Genomic DNA, 13,089 nt, shown 5'->3' on the forward strand with positions numbered 1-13,089 from the left:
AACTCACCGAAGGCCTCTTGAGTGCAGAGGCCTTTTTATTTTTCTCTGCACAATATGCTCTCTTCCACTCAAAATATATAGACAATTTGGAACAAATAAATAAGCAGTGTTGTGTTACCAACATAGATTCTCTTTCCACCTCTCCTCTATACGAAAGTCTAAACTTAGGGGGAAACCCTCATAACTGAATTGAACACTCGTGACTACGCTTTACTTGTAAAAGGCTCGCTTAGCAGCACACTAAGCCATAAACGAGGGTTTCATCATGCAACCACAAAACAACAAAGCGGTAAGAGCAGTAGTAAGAACGATATTAACGAGCGCATTGTTCGCTTCGGCGACGGTAGGCTTTTCAACTAACGCGGCAGTAATAGGCAGCAGTTATGGGAATGCTGTCCATGTCGATCTTTCCATTACAAGCAATGTGGGGAATGTGGTCTCTGCAATTGCTAACTCAACTATTAACTTAGCTCACACCAGCGGTAGTTCGCCTGAAAGTTATTCACAGAGTGAAACTATTATTGGCGCAAGCGCAAATGCTTCGGGTACGTTGGGCAACCCGATGGACATTACAGAGTTCGAAGGCATCGCATCTACGGCCATTATTGAAGGCGAATCTCAGTCTTCTTTAACAAGTTTCGTTCCAGCAAGCTTTTCCACTTCTGGCCGCGGAACCATTAACGACCTTAACCTCGACTTATTTTCAGACCTACTTGGAATAAGTGGCTTTTTAACGCTTAGTGCCGATGTACTCTCCACTGTGTCACAAATTGATGGGTATACATCATCTGGACCGATGGTGAACCTGTCTACGGTAGGTTCGTCAGATATCGTAGATGTGGAGGTGAGCCTGTGGGGAAATAGCGTTACTGCTACTGCACTTGAAAATCAGTCTCTTTTTGCTGGTTTGGATATTGCCGACTTTGGCTTGGGGATATTCGTTAATGAAGTTGAAAAGTCGTGCTCAAACACTTTATGCTCTGAGTCTCGAAATGCAGTAAGAGTATCTTTTGATAATTTTTCTCTGAACGCGTTATACGATGCAATTTTCCCCGCTGGTGGGACGTTAAACGGGCCGGTGCTTAATTTGACCAATAATCCCATTGTTAACGGAGAAATCATACTTGCAAGTTCGTTTGCTACCACCTCATCTTCAACTGAAGTAAGTGCCCCCTCTACGTTTGCGATTTTTATTCTCGCAGTAGGCTTGCTGAGTGCGAGAAGGTTTAACAAGCACAGTACTCTTTGCAAATAGCATCTGGTAATGAACTGGCAAGAGGAATGAGGCAACCATCAAGCCCCCTCTTCTTCTTGCCTTGATACAAGCGTCCTAATTACGTTGGTCGTGCTGTTTTTCCTCAATCCTCATCCACTGTGCGCGCGTGCAGTTTTCAAGCAGTTCAAATGCTTCAACAACGACATCTTGACCTTGAACAAAGGCATGTTTTTCATTACTTTCCCGGCTACTTAAGGCTTCAAGCTTTTCTCTTGTTCCGGCACGACCAGGATGGTTCGATAAAAAAACATCAATATTTTGTTCTTTTACTAATCGTTTCATCGTCATGGCAGAGTCAGTATAAGACTGAATGCGCGAGACATCAGGACCGTAGTTGAGCCCAGTACCGCCCCATAACACAGCCCGATGTTTTTCGTTTCCGTCAATTACGGGAAAAACGACCGTTAACGTTCCTGGCGTATGGCCCGGCGTAACATAAAGCGTTAACTCAGTACCGTTAACACTCAATTTTTCACCATCGGCTACCGCCACATCTCGGCTTGGCTTTTTACCCCAACGATAACTGGCAAATTTATCGTTTTCGAGGTAATCCCACTCTACATTACTCATGACTATGCGAGGACTATATGTTGACTTGATAAGTTCAAACCCACCATAGTGATCGCCATGGCCATGAGAAATAATGAGGTGAGATATGGGCTTGTTGCCTAATCCGAGCGCAGAAAGGCCATCAATTATGTACTGTTGAGCTTGCTCGACATTATTCAACGCATCCACCAGAACAATGCTTTCGCCCGTATCGATTGCCCAACTTGCAACGTTGCCTGCCCCTACGTAATAGAGGTTATCAAAGACCTTCTGGGGTGGTATTTGGCGCCGCCCCTTGCCTTTGCGGTCGGGCTTGCTTGCACTCTCGGCACGTTTAGGTCTTTCTCGTCGCTTTTCACTAAGTTTGAACATATCTCTAGGTGGAGCACTAATATCACAGAGGTTTGCCAAGCCAGGAAAATGTGTAGCGCTCTCTAGGCCCTTTCGGGCATAATCTTGAGCGGTTAGCGAAGTGCTAGCAGTGCAGCTAACGCACACACTAACAGCCCATACAATAACCGCTATTTTCAGAACGTCCAATTTAACCCTAGCCACAATCTTCTTCCGTCTTCAACATACCCAAACTCTTCGTATCGCATTGTTTTATCAAATGCATTGTAGAGCCCCGTTTGCAATTTAATATTGCGCGTAAGTTTGGTGTTGTAACCTATGTCAAACAAACCGACCCCTGGGGATAAAATAGAACGTGAAGATACTGATGTTAGCGCCGTTTCTTCCCCTCTTACTGTCCACCTTGACCAGATTTCGCTTTCTTGAGATAGGCGATATGTGGTGTTTAGCGTGAACAAATGCTTAGGCTGTTGAACCAAAGGCAGGCCTTCATTTGAACCTGTCTTTTGCTCTGAACGCGTGTAGCTGTATGCACCGTTAAATGACCAGTTTCCAACGTTATACTTTGCAGCGAATTCTGTACCGTACGATTCAGCTTCGTCAATATTGATATTATAGCGATCCGTTTCATCTAAACAGACTGATAGTTCACATGATGCGATGGCAATTTTATCATCGAAATCATTATGGAACACGGTAATACTGTACTCCAAGCCAGCATCACCGGAATAGTAAAGCGCGAGTTCTTTGTTTAACGTAGTTTCGGGTGACAAGTCCGGATTACCGTAAACATCTCCCCCACGGCTTTCTTGAATCCATCCCTCAGCCATTTCTCGAAGCTCCGGCGTACGATAGCCGGTAGAAACACCACCCTTCACTACCCAATTATCATTGAGATTATACACCGCGTACGCACGAGGGCTAATTTGTGAGCTAAACTGTTCATTGTCATCAAGACGAATACCTAGCGTGAAGGCCAAACTATCGTTAACACGCCATTCATCTTCGCCATATAAAGACCATTGGCTGTTTTCAATATTGGTCGCCTCGCCGCCGTTTGTATCAAAATCATCTAGTGACTCTTCCAGAAATTCTGTGCCAACCGTAAACATGTGGCTATCGCTAACTGCCCAAGACCATTGAGAATTAAAGACCAGATTATCAATGGTGATATCTCGCCCTACGTTTTCAACCGACTCTTGCTGGATATAACTTCGAGCCGTTACATCATCATACTTCCCCTCGTGAGTCAGCGCATATGAATGTCTCTCGCTTTCAGTCTCTGATAAGGAATTTCTTTCTGGCAACGACTTACCGGGTGTAGATATACGTGTCTGATCTTGGAAGATGTACTCAAACGTGAGTGTATCTGTAGTATTTGGTGTTAAGTGAAATGCTGTACGAATGTTGCTTAGATCTTTTTCTGCGTAGCCTCGTTCAATATCGTCCTCTTCTCGCTTTTGATAAAGGCCACTAGCTGTAATGCTCAACAAGTTCTCGATTAACGGCCCAGAAAACGCCAGCTGAACTTGACTATCTGAGCCACTGTCTGAATTTTCTTGAATTTTTGTTTCTGCGCGAAGGTTACCACTCCATTTTCTGAAGTTTTTTCGCGTAATAATATTGATCACCCCACCCATTGCGTCTGAACCATATAAGGTAGACATAGGACCGCGCACAATTTCAATACGTTCTATGCTGTCCAATGGCGGCAACCAATCTTGTTCATACCCGCCGCTGCCATTTGGCTGGGACTCTCTACCTGTTTGTTTTTTTCCATCAACAAGTATAGATGTATATTGTGCAGGTAGGCCTCGAACGCTGATATCTTGGCGGTACCCGCCCCCCGTTACAGTAACCCCCGGCACATCTCGAAGTGCGTCTGTGATGTCCTTGTAAGCTCGCTGCGCCAATTGTTTTCTATCGATGACGCTCACTGACGCGGGTGCTTGAGACAAAAGCTGTTCAAAGCCAGAGGCTGTAACAGTAATGCTCTCCATATCATCTTGCTCGTTAGATTGAGCAAGAACATTCTGAGAGAACAGTGAATACAGTGAAATTGCCAGTAAAGTGGGAGTAAAACGCATACTTAATCGATTAATATAAAATAATACCCCAATGATAATCATTATCATTAATATGTAAAGTTGAATTTCATTTTTATCGTCACGCTTACGTATTTTTACAAAGAGCAAACGATCAAAATAAAAACAATACTTTGCATCCACAATCGTATTTGGGCATATTTTAGTCAATTGATGTGTTCAATAACCGTTTCAACATTGGGATTGTGTATGATTGTCGTGGTATTTAATCAAAAAGGTGGGGTGGGTAAATCGACGATTAGTACCAATTTAGCCGCACAAAGCGCGAAGTTGGGTCACAAAACGTTATTAGTAGATCTGGATGTCCAAGGTAACAGTACTCACTATGCGGGGCTTACCCCCAACGAGAAAAGCCTTTCCGTTGCTGATATGTTTAAACAAGTGGTGGGAATATTCAGAACGGCTAAAAAGCCTATTGAGTTTGTTCATCCCACACCCTTCGAAAACCTTTACGTCATGCCTTCTTCACCAGCCTTAGCTGATGTAGAACGAGAACTCGAATCTCGATACAAGATTTTTAAGCTTAAAGATGCACTAAAGGAGTTGAAAGGCGAATTCGACCATATTTTTATTGATACGCCACCAAATTTTAATTTCTATTCAAAAGCGGCTCTTATTGCAGCAGATGGCTTTTGTGTTCCCTTTGATTGCGATGATTTCTCCGCACAAGCTATCGAGCACTTGCTCTACAATGCAGAAGAGCTCAAAGAGGATCATAACCCAGAACTTAAGCTATTAGGCATTGTAGTCAATCAATATAATAGTCAGGCTAAACTGCCTTCAGAACTGGTGCAATCGCTCAAGCAGAAAGGTTTACCAGTGCTAGAAAGCTACATAGGTGCTACGGTGAAAGTGAAAGAGTCTCATTCTAAACGGGAACCACTGCCGTTCTATTTGCCTAAGCACAAAGTCACAAAGCAAATCGAAGGGTTATTTGAAGAGCTTTTTGCAAATAAAACCTAGTGCTAAAAAGACATCTTAAACATCAATATCGATGTGCTTTAGCCCGCCCCTCTTTTTGTCTCTATCTTTGTCTTTCGAGTTCTCAGCTGACGCGTCTATTACCTCGGTTCGCTTTATGTCCTGGAAATTGTCGCGTTCTTCCTCACTAAGGTACTCAGACTTTTTCGTTTTCTGCACTTTTTTCACCCGATCATCGGGTTCAATCGGCACTTTCGTGTTGCGAGGCAAAATGGGAAACAATAAATCGTTGCTCATACGCTCTCCTAAAATGTGTATAGGTTTATATAATTTATCGGCCGAGAAGCGCTCAAAATTATGGTTCACAACTACTTCATAACGAATAGTTTTATCATATGTATATTAATTTAGAGTTAATGTAGGAAAAGAGTTCACTTTTGCCTTGCAAATCGAGGCTCAAACCGCTAATGTTTCAGCCGTTCGAAATTAGGAATTAGATTCACCAAAATGATTAACTGCGCGGCGAAACATCACCATCACCACAAAGCATAACCTTTCAGGTTCGTGCTGGAAGGTCTATATTTCCTTCCAACGGCGCAGATAGAAAAATTCTCGACCCTCGGAAGGAAACTTCCGGGGGTTTTTCGTTTTAGGCGCAATCAAAAGTTAAAACACAACGTGTAAGGAACGTTTCAATGAGTAACAGCAACAGACTTCGAATTGCCGTACAAAAATCAGGTCGCTTGAGTGATGACAGCATCTCACTTCTTAAAGCTATCGGCATTAAATTGAACATTCGTGATCGCCTGCTGATTGCGCACTCAACGAACGAGCCAATTGATTTACTTCGCGTACGTGACGACGATATTCCAGGTCTTGTTATGGACGGCGTTTGCGACCTTGGTTTCATTGGCGAAAATGAGCTTGAAGAAAAAATGCTTGAACGCAAAGCGGCAGGCAAGCCGTTCGAGTATGAAGTATTACGTCGTCTAGACTACGGCGGCTGTCGCTTATCAATTGCCGTACCTAACGAGATGGATTACGACGGTATTAAATCTTTAGAAGGCAAAAAAGTAGCAACTACTTACCCTTACCTTCTTGAGCGCTACTTCAAAGACCAGGACATTAACGCGAAAGCCGTAATGCTACAGGGCTCAGTAGAAGTTGCGCCGCGTGCTGGTGTCGCTGACGCAATTTGTGACCTGGTATCTACAGGCGCAACCCTTGAAGCAAACGGCCTCGTTGAAAAGGATGTCATCTTCCGCAGTAAAGCAGTACTTATAAAGCGTACTGACAGCGAACTTAGTGACGAGAAAGTAACACTGGTTAATCGCCTAATGCCTCGTGTCGATGGTGTATTGCTAGCAAAAGAAAGCAAGTACATCATGCTACACGCGCCTAAAGCGTATCTAGAACAGGTTAAGAGCCTACTTCCAGGTGCTGAAAACCCAACGGTGCTTCCACTTGCTGGAAATGAAGAGCAAGTTGCTATCCACGTAGTTTCTACAGAAACCTTGTTCTGGGAAACCATGGAAAAGCTTAAAGCCCTTGGTTGTAGCTCTATTCTTGTAATGCCAATCGAAAAAATGATGGGCTAAAAGGCAGACAATTATGATTACTTGGTCATCTCTCTCGGCAAATGAGAAAAAACAGGCGCTAGCCCGCCCGGCTATGGCCAATAGCCAACAGTTAAAGCAAACCGTGGGCGAGATTATCGCCCGCGTTGAAGCAGAAGGTGATGCGGCAGTACTTGATTACACACGTAAATTTGACTGCCCCGACCTAACTAGCCTTGTGCTTTCGCAAGAGAATATCGATGCCCTTGCAGCTAAGGTAACACCTGAAGTCGCAAACGCTATCGACACAGCGTTTAACAATATAAAGACCTTTCACGAAGCACAAATGCCCAGTGATATCGCACTGACCACTACACCAGGGGTGAAATGCGAGCTTCGCTTCACTGCCCTTGACGCAGTAGGCCTTTATATCCCAGGCGGCAGCGCACCGCTTCCATCTACTGTGCTTATGCTTGGTGTACCTGCGTTGGTGGCAGGTTGTGAAAATAAACTACTGTGCACACCGCCAAATAAAGAACAACTTATTGCGCCTGAAATTGCCTATGCGGCAAGAAAATGCGGCATTGATAAAATCTTCTTCTGTGGTGGCGCTCAAGCGGTTGCAGCCATGGCATTGGGTACTGAAACGATTCCTCAGGTCGATAAAATTTTCGGCCCTGGCAATAGCTTTGTTACCGAAGCTAAACAGCAAGTTAGCCAACGCGCTGATGGTGCTGCCATTGATATGCCGGCGGGTCCATCAGAAGTGTTGGTACTTGCTGATGAATTTGCAAACCCTGAATTTGTGGCAGCTGATTTACTTTCCCAAGCCGAACACGGCCCAGATTCACAGGCCATTTTGGTATCTAACAGCGCTACGCTTGTAGAAGAAGCAAAAGCCGCGGTTGAGCGTCAGTTGGCGACCCTTTCTCGTGCTGAGATCGCTCGCCCTGCTATGGAAAATGCGCGCTATATCTTGGCCGATTCAATTGAACAAGCCATAGAGGCAAGCAATGCCTACGCGGCTGAACACTTAATTGTACAAATTGAGAATGCCCGTGATTACTTACCAAAGATTAAGTACGCAGGCTCTATTTTCTTAGGTCCCTGGTCACCTGAATCTGCCGGTGACTATGCGTCCGGCACTAACCATGTACTGCCCACATACGGCTATGCTAAGAATTATTCTAGTCTTGGCCTGTTAGACTTTATGCGCCGCTACACAATTCAAGAGTTAAGCGAAGATGGTATGCGTAATTTAGGCCCTGCGATTATGGCACTAGCCGCAGCAGAAGGGTTAGATGCCCACGAACAAGCTGTTGCATTTCGTATGCAGGCACTTAAGCAGGGAGACGCCTAATGTCGACGCTTATCGATAACCTAATTAACGAAAATTTAGTGCCGCTAAAGCCGTATGAATCGGCGCGCCGCTTGTTTTCAGGCGGTCAAGATTGGCTTAACGCTAACGAGTCACCTTATGCCAACGAATATAATGTAGATAGCGGTAACTTTAACCGCTATCCATCGTGCCAGCCTGAAGCGGTAGTGAGTGGTTACGCAAACTACGCAGGGCTTGATAAGTCGCAGCTTATCGTTACTCGCGGTGCAGATGAGGGCATCGAGTTACTTATTCGTACCTTCTGTACGCCGGGTAAAGACAGCGTTCTGATTTGCCCGCCTACCTACGGTATGTATGCCATCAGTGCTGAAACCTGTGATGTGGGCATTAAGAAAGTGCCGCTTAACGACGACTTTAGCCTTAATGTGAATGCAGTTTGCGCAGAAGAAGACGTTAACGTGATTTTCATCTGTGCGCCCAACAATCCAACCGGTACACCGGTTGCTCGCGAAGATATCAAAGCCGTGCTTAATCACTTTGCTGATAAAGCACTGGTTGTTGTAGATGAAGCGTATATTGAGTTCGATGCCGACAATACATGGGCGAATGAGATTAACAACTACCCAAACTTAGTGGTACTTCGTACGCTGTCTAAAGCGTTTGCACTTGCCGGCCTTCGCTGTGGTTTTACGCTTGCCCAAGCACCAGTCATTCAAGCTCTGCTTAAAGTGATAGCACCCTATCCTATTCCAGAGCCAGTGGCGCAGATCGCAGCACAAGCATTGTCGGCTGAGTCGCTAACGTTACTTGAACTTCAGGTGGCTACCATTAACCGCGAAAAAGAGGCATTAGCTGAAGCGTTAGACGCAGTTGAAGGTTTTGAGTTGGTGGGTGATAGACGAGCAAACTTTATCTTATTCCGCTACGCAAAAGCGCAAGCCCTAATGCAGTACTTGGTAAGCCAAGGCATGCTTATTCGCGATCAATCAAAACAGCTTAACTTACAAAACTGTTTACGCGTAAGCATAGGCACTGAAGAGCAAAACCAGCGTTTAATGCAGCTAATTAACGAATTTAAAAATAATGAGGACGCGGCATGAGTCAGCAAGCCATTTTATTTATTGACCGCGACGGTACACTCGTAGAAGAGCCGCCAGTAGATAAGCAATTAGATAGTTTAGAGAAGCTGGTATTCGAGCCAAACGTTATTCCTGTGCTACTTAAACTAAAGGCAGCTGGGTTTAAACTCGTGATGGTAAGTAACCAAGACGGCTTGGGCACAGACAGTTTCCCGCAAGAAGATTTCGACAAGCCACACAATGCCATGATGGCCATTTTCGAAAGCCAAGGCGTAGTATTTGACGACGTGCTTATTTGCCCGCACTTCGATGCTGCTAACTGCACATGTCGCAAACCAAAGCTTGGTCTAGTGCAAGAATACTTGCAGCAAGGGAAAGTAGACTTTACCCGCTCGTTTGTGATTGGTGACAGAATTACTGACGTACAGCTTGCTGAAAACATGGGTATTCGCAGCTTTCAGTACAATCGCGAAAGCTTAAACTGGAATGATATTCAGAAAAGCTTGTTAGCGTCTTCACGTATTGCAGAGGTGGTACGCACCACTTCTGAAACAGATATTCGTGTTCGCGTTGATCTTGATTCTCAGGCTAAATCGACGATTCAGACCGGCATGGGCTTTTTTGACCACATGCTTGACCAAATTGCTACACACGGTGGTTTTGAATTAAATCTAACTACCGATGGCGATTTACACATTGATGATCACCACAGTGTAGAAGATACCGCGCTTGCATTAGGAGAAGCGCTTAAAAAGGCACTAGGCGACAAACGCGGTATTGGTCGCTTTGGTTTCGCGTTGCCAATGGATGAATGTCGAGCGGAATGTATTATGGACATTTCAAACCGACCACACCTTAAGTTCGACGCTGAATTTAGTCGCGACCAAGTAGGCGAAATGGCCACAGAAATGGTGCCACACTTTTTCTATTCGCTTGCACAAAGCATGGGACTATCACTGCACCTTTCCACCAGCGAAGGCAACGCACACCATCAGGTAGAAAGCCTGTTTAAAGTATTTGGCCGAGCGCTACGTCAAGCCATTACACGTCAAGGCGATGCGCTTCCAAGCAGTAAAGGAGCACTGTAATGTCAGTGGTAAATCCGAGCCAGCGACAAAAAATAGTCATAGTAAATACCGGCTGCGCGAACATTTCATCGGTACGCTTTGCCCTTGAGCGCTTAGGCGTTGAAGTAGACGTATCTGACGATGTAAACGTGATAAAAAACGCTGATAAAGTGTTTTTACCCGGCGTAGGAACTGCGGCAGCAGCGATGGCAAGCATTAAGCAAAAAGTGCTAGTGGAAACCCTTCAATCGCTTACCCAACCTGTACTAGGCGTATGTTTAGGCATGCAGCTTATGGTTGAAACCAGCGCTGAAGGTGGTTTTCAAGGTACAGGCAACATCGACTGTTTAAACCTAATGCCAGGTCATGTGGCTCGCATGGAATCAAAAGGCGTGCGCTTACCTCATATGGGTTGGAACACAGTCTCTCATAAAGAAGAAAGTTTATTTAAGGGCATACCACAAGATACCTACTTTTACTTTGTGCACAGTTTTGCCGTTCCTGAATACGAGCACACGCTTGCAAGCTGCACTTATGGAAATACGTTCTCTGCCGCCATAAACAAAAACAATTTTTACGGGGTGCAATTCCACCCAGAACGTTCTGGCGAAGCCGGAGCACAACTACTGACTAACTTTGTGAACCTATAATGATTATTCCAGCGATTGATCTTATTGAAGGACATGTAGTCCGCCTTTATCAAGGTGACTACGAGCAAAAAACCCAATACGAACTGGACCCTGTTGACGTGGTTCACGACTATGCTGACCAAGGAGCAACTTGGCTGCACATTGTTGACCTTACGGGCGCGAAAGACACTAGTAAGCGTCAGCTTTCACTGATTAAGTCTATGGTCGACACTAAGCGCATGAAGTTTCAAGCCGGCGGCGGTATTCGTAGTGAAGAAGAAGTAGCGCAATTACTTGAAACTGGCGTAAGCCGCGTAGTGATTGGTTCTTTGGCGGTAAAACAACCCGAGCTTGTGAAGTCTTGGGTAGAAAAATACGGCCCAGAGCACATTGTATTAGCCCTTGATATCAATATTAGCGACAGCGGTGAAAAGCTTATTGCTACCCACGGTTGGCAAGAGAATTCTGGCGTTGCTCTTGAAGGCTTGCTTGAAGACTTCGCTACAGTTGGCGCTAAGCACGTGCTATGCACCGATATTAGCCGCGATGGTACACTACAAGGCGCTAACACTGAGCTGTATCAAGAAATGGCAGCCCGTTTCCCTAATGTAAGCTGGCAAGCGTCTGGCGGTATTGGCAGCATTGCTGATATTGAAGCGCTAAAACCCGCAAACGTTGGCGGCGTTATTCTAGGTCGCGCATTGCTTGAAGGTAAGTTTACGGTTAAGGAGGCTATCGCATGCTGGCAAAACGCATAATACCGTGCCTAGACGTACGCGACGGCAAAGTCGTTAAGGGCGTTCAGTTTAGAAACCATGAAATTATTGGTGATATTGTGCCTCTTGCTGAGCAATATGCGAAAGCAGGTGCCGACGAACTAGTATTCTATGATATTACCGCCAGCTCTGATGCCCGTGTGGTAGATAAAAGCTGGGTAAGCCGTATTGCACAGGTTATTGATATCCCGTTTTGTGTAGCTGGCGGCATTAAGAGCATTGAAGATGCTGGGCGTATTTTGGAAATGGGCGCGGATAAGATTTCAATTAACTCCCCAGCCCTTAATAATCCAGACCTTATTAACCAGCTGCACGACGTTTATGGACAACAGTGCGTCGTGATTGGTATCGACAGTTTCTATAACGAAGCAACCGACCAATACGAAGTGTACAAATTCACTGGTGATGAAGCGCGTACTCAAAAAAGCCAATGGCAGACCATCGATTGGATTAAAGAAGTTCAGTCACGTGGTGCAGGTGAAATTGTACTTAACTGTATGAACCAAGACGGCGTGCGCAAAGGCTACGACGTGAAACAGCTGAAGGCCGTGCGCGATGTCTGTGAAGTGCCGCTAATTGCATCGGGTGGCGCGGGTGAAATTGCCCACTTTACGGATGTGTTTCAACAGGCTGACGTAGATGGCGCACTTGCAGCATCGGTATTTCACAAAGGCATCATCAACATTGATGAGCTTAAAGCAGAATTAACCAGCAATGGCGTTGCCATGCGTAAGCGTCACGGTTTAACGGCGCAAGCAGAAGGAGTAAATCCGTGATCATTACTAACGAAAACAGCAATAAACTGGCTTGGGACAAAATGGATAATCTGCTACCTGCCATTGTGCAAGATGCACTATCAGGCAAGGTATTAATGCAGGGTTATATGGACCAAGATGCCCTAGCGAAAACCCTTGAAACGGGTAAAGTGACTTTTTTCAGTCGCTCAAAGCAACGCCTTTGGACCAAGGGTGAAACATCTGGTAACACGCTAGATTTAGTGAGCGTTGCCTGCGATTGCGACCAAGATTCACTGTTGGTACTTGCCAATCCTAATGGCCCAACATGTCACACGGGTGTTGAAAGCTGTTGGTTCGACGGCAACACGCCAGCGTTTACCTTTCTTGCAGACTTAGAGCGAGTATTGGCGGCCCGCAAAGATGCCGACCCTAAAAGTAGCTATACTGCTAGCCTCTACAACAAAGGCATTAAGCGAATAGCGCAGAAGGTGGGCGAAGAAGGTGTAGAAACCGCATTGGCTGCGACTGTTCACGACAAAGAAGAGCTTAAAAACGAAGCCGCTGACTTGCTGTATCACCTAACGGTTCTGCTTCAAGCAAGCGATATGTCATTGAACGATGCGCTAGATGTATTGCGTGAGCGTCATAAGTAATTTACAAGTGCGCTAACTTTTTATTTAAAATGCCCTTCGCGTTTTTGCGCT

13 protein-coding genes and 1 other annotated feature are annotated in these 13,089 nt (G+C 45.3%); of the genes, 10 read left to right on the top strand and 3 right to left on the bottom strand.

Annotated elements, in window-relative coordinates:
• Positions 1 to 265 precede the first annotated feature (265 nt).
• The gene (locus ACXAGV_RS12440) at positions 266 to 1,255 is read left to right on the top strand and encodes a hypothetical protein (RefSeq protein WP_474873539.1); all 990 of its coding nucleotides are present in this window, start codon (positions 266 to 268) and stop codon (positions 1,253 to 1,255) included.
• Between the two features lie 75 nt (positions 1,256 to 1,330).
• Here the strand turns inward: ACXAGV_RS12440 and ACXAGV_RS12445 are convergent, their stop codons facing one another.
• On the bottom strand, positions 1,331 to 2,380 hold the full coding sequence (locus ACXAGV_RS12445; protein ID WP_474873540.1) for an MBL fold metallo-hydrolase: 1,050 nt from the start codon (positions 2,378 to 2,380) through the stop codon (positions 1,331 to 1,333).
• Positions 2,353 to 4,263, bottom strand: coding sequence for a TonB-dependent receptor domain-containing protein (locus ACXAGV_RS12450; RefSeq protein ID WP_474873541.1), 1,911 nt, complete (start codon positions 4,261 to 4,263; stop codon positions 2,353 to 2,355). The genes ACXAGV_RS12445 and ACXAGV_RS12450 overlap by 28 nt, the downstream gene beginning before the upstream one ends.
• A 207-nt stretch (positions 4,264 to 4,470) precedes the next feature.
• On the opposite strand from ACXAGV_RS12450, the gene ACXAGV_RS12455 reads away from it, so the two are divergent.
• Complete coding sequence (locus ACXAGV_RS12455) at positions 4,471 to 5,244, top strand: ParA family protein (protein WP_474873542.1); 774 nt, start codon at positions 4,471 to 4,473, stop codon at positions 5,242 to 5,244.
• Positions 5,245 to 5,259: 15 nt separating this feature from the next.
• Here ACXAGV_RS12455 and ACXAGV_RS12460 read toward each other — a convergent pair whose 3' ends face one another.
• Positions 5,260 to 5,499 carry a hypothetical protein gene (locus tag ACXAGV_RS12460; RefSeq protein ID WP_474873543.1) on the bottom strand — a complete coding sequence of 80 codons (240 nt, stop codon included), beginning with the start codon at positions 5,497 to 5,499 and terminating at the stop codon, positions 5,260 to 5,262.
• A 230-nt stretch (positions 5,500 to 5,729) separates the two neighbouring features.
• Positions 5,730 to 5,847 (top strand) — a sequence feature (His leader region).
• 50 nt (positions 5,848 to 5,897) lie between these two features.
• Here ACXAGV_RS12460 and hisG point away from each other — a divergent pair.
• Genes hisG through hisIE form a run of 8 tightly spaced genes read left to right on the top strand, consistent with a single transcriptional unit; the run spans position 5,898 to position 13,038 of the window.
• Positions 5,898 to 6,800, top strand: coding sequence for an ATP phosphoribosyltransferase (hisG, locus tag ACXAGV_RS12465; RefSeq protein WP_474873544.1), 903 nt, complete (start codon positions 5,898 to 5,900; stop codon positions 6,798 to 6,800).
• A gap of 13 nt (positions 6,801 to 6,813) precedes the next feature.
• Positions 6,814 to 8,118 (top strand): histidinol dehydrogenase, encoded by a 1,305-nt coding sequence (hisD, locus tag ACXAGV_RS12470; RefSeq protein WP_474873545.1) that lies wholly within the window; start codon positions 6,814 to 6,816, stop codon positions 8,116 to 8,118.
• Positions 8,118 to 9,197: a histidinol-phosphate transaminase gene (hisC, locus tag ACXAGV_RS12475; RefSeq protein WP_474873546.1), complete on the top strand. Its 1,080-nt coding sequence runs from the start codon at positions 8,118 to 8,120 to the stop codon at positions 9,195 to 9,197. Before hisD ends, hisC begins: the two co-directional genes overlap by 1 nt.
• Positions 9,194 to 10,264 (top strand): bifunctional histidinol-phosphatase/imidazoleglycerol-phosphate dehydratase HisB, encoded by a 1,071-nt coding sequence (gene hisB, locus ACXAGV_RS12480; protein WP_474873547.1) that lies wholly within the window; start codon positions 9,194 to 9,196, stop codon positions 10,262 to 10,264. Before hisC ends, hisB begins: the two co-directional genes overlap by 4 nt.
• Complete coding sequence (gene hisH, locus ACXAGV_RS12485; protein WP_474873548.1) at positions 10,264 to 10,893, top strand: imidazole glycerol phosphate synthase subunit HisH; 630 nt, start codon at positions 10,264 to 10,266, stop codon at positions 10,891 to 10,893. Before hisB ends, hisH begins: the two co-directional genes overlap by 1 nt.
• The gene (hisA, locus tag ACXAGV_RS12490) at positions 10,893 to 11,630 is read left to right on the top strand and encodes a 1-(5-phosphoribosyl)-5-[(5-phosphoribosylamino)methylideneamino]imidazole-4-carboxamide isomerase (RefSeq protein WP_474873549.1); all 738 of its coding nucleotides are present in this window, start codon (positions 10,893 to 10,895) and stop codon (positions 11,628 to 11,630) included. Before hisH ends, hisA begins: the two co-directional genes overlap by 1 nt.
• Positions 11,612 to 12,424 carry an imidazole glycerol phosphate synthase subunit HisF gene (hisF, locus tag ACXAGV_RS12495; RefSeq protein ID WP_014950033.1) on the top strand — a complete coding sequence of 271 codons (813 nt, stop codon included), beginning with the start codon at positions 11,612 to 11,614 and terminating at the stop codon, positions 12,422 to 12,424. The genes hisA and hisF overlap by 19 nt, the downstream gene beginning before the upstream one ends.
• A complete protein-coding gene (gene hisIE, locus ACXAGV_RS12500) occupies positions 12,421 to 13,038 on the top strand; it encodes a bifunctional phosphoribosyl-AMP cyclohydrolase/phosphoribosyl-ATP diphosphatase HisIE (protein WP_015067587.1) in 618 nt (205 codons plus the stop codon). The genes hisF and hisIE overlap by 4 nt, the downstream gene beginning before the upstream one ends.
• Positions 13,039 to 13,089 lie beyond the last annotated feature (51 nt).

The organism is Alteromonas sp. ABH4_453 (genome assembly GCF_056160665.1).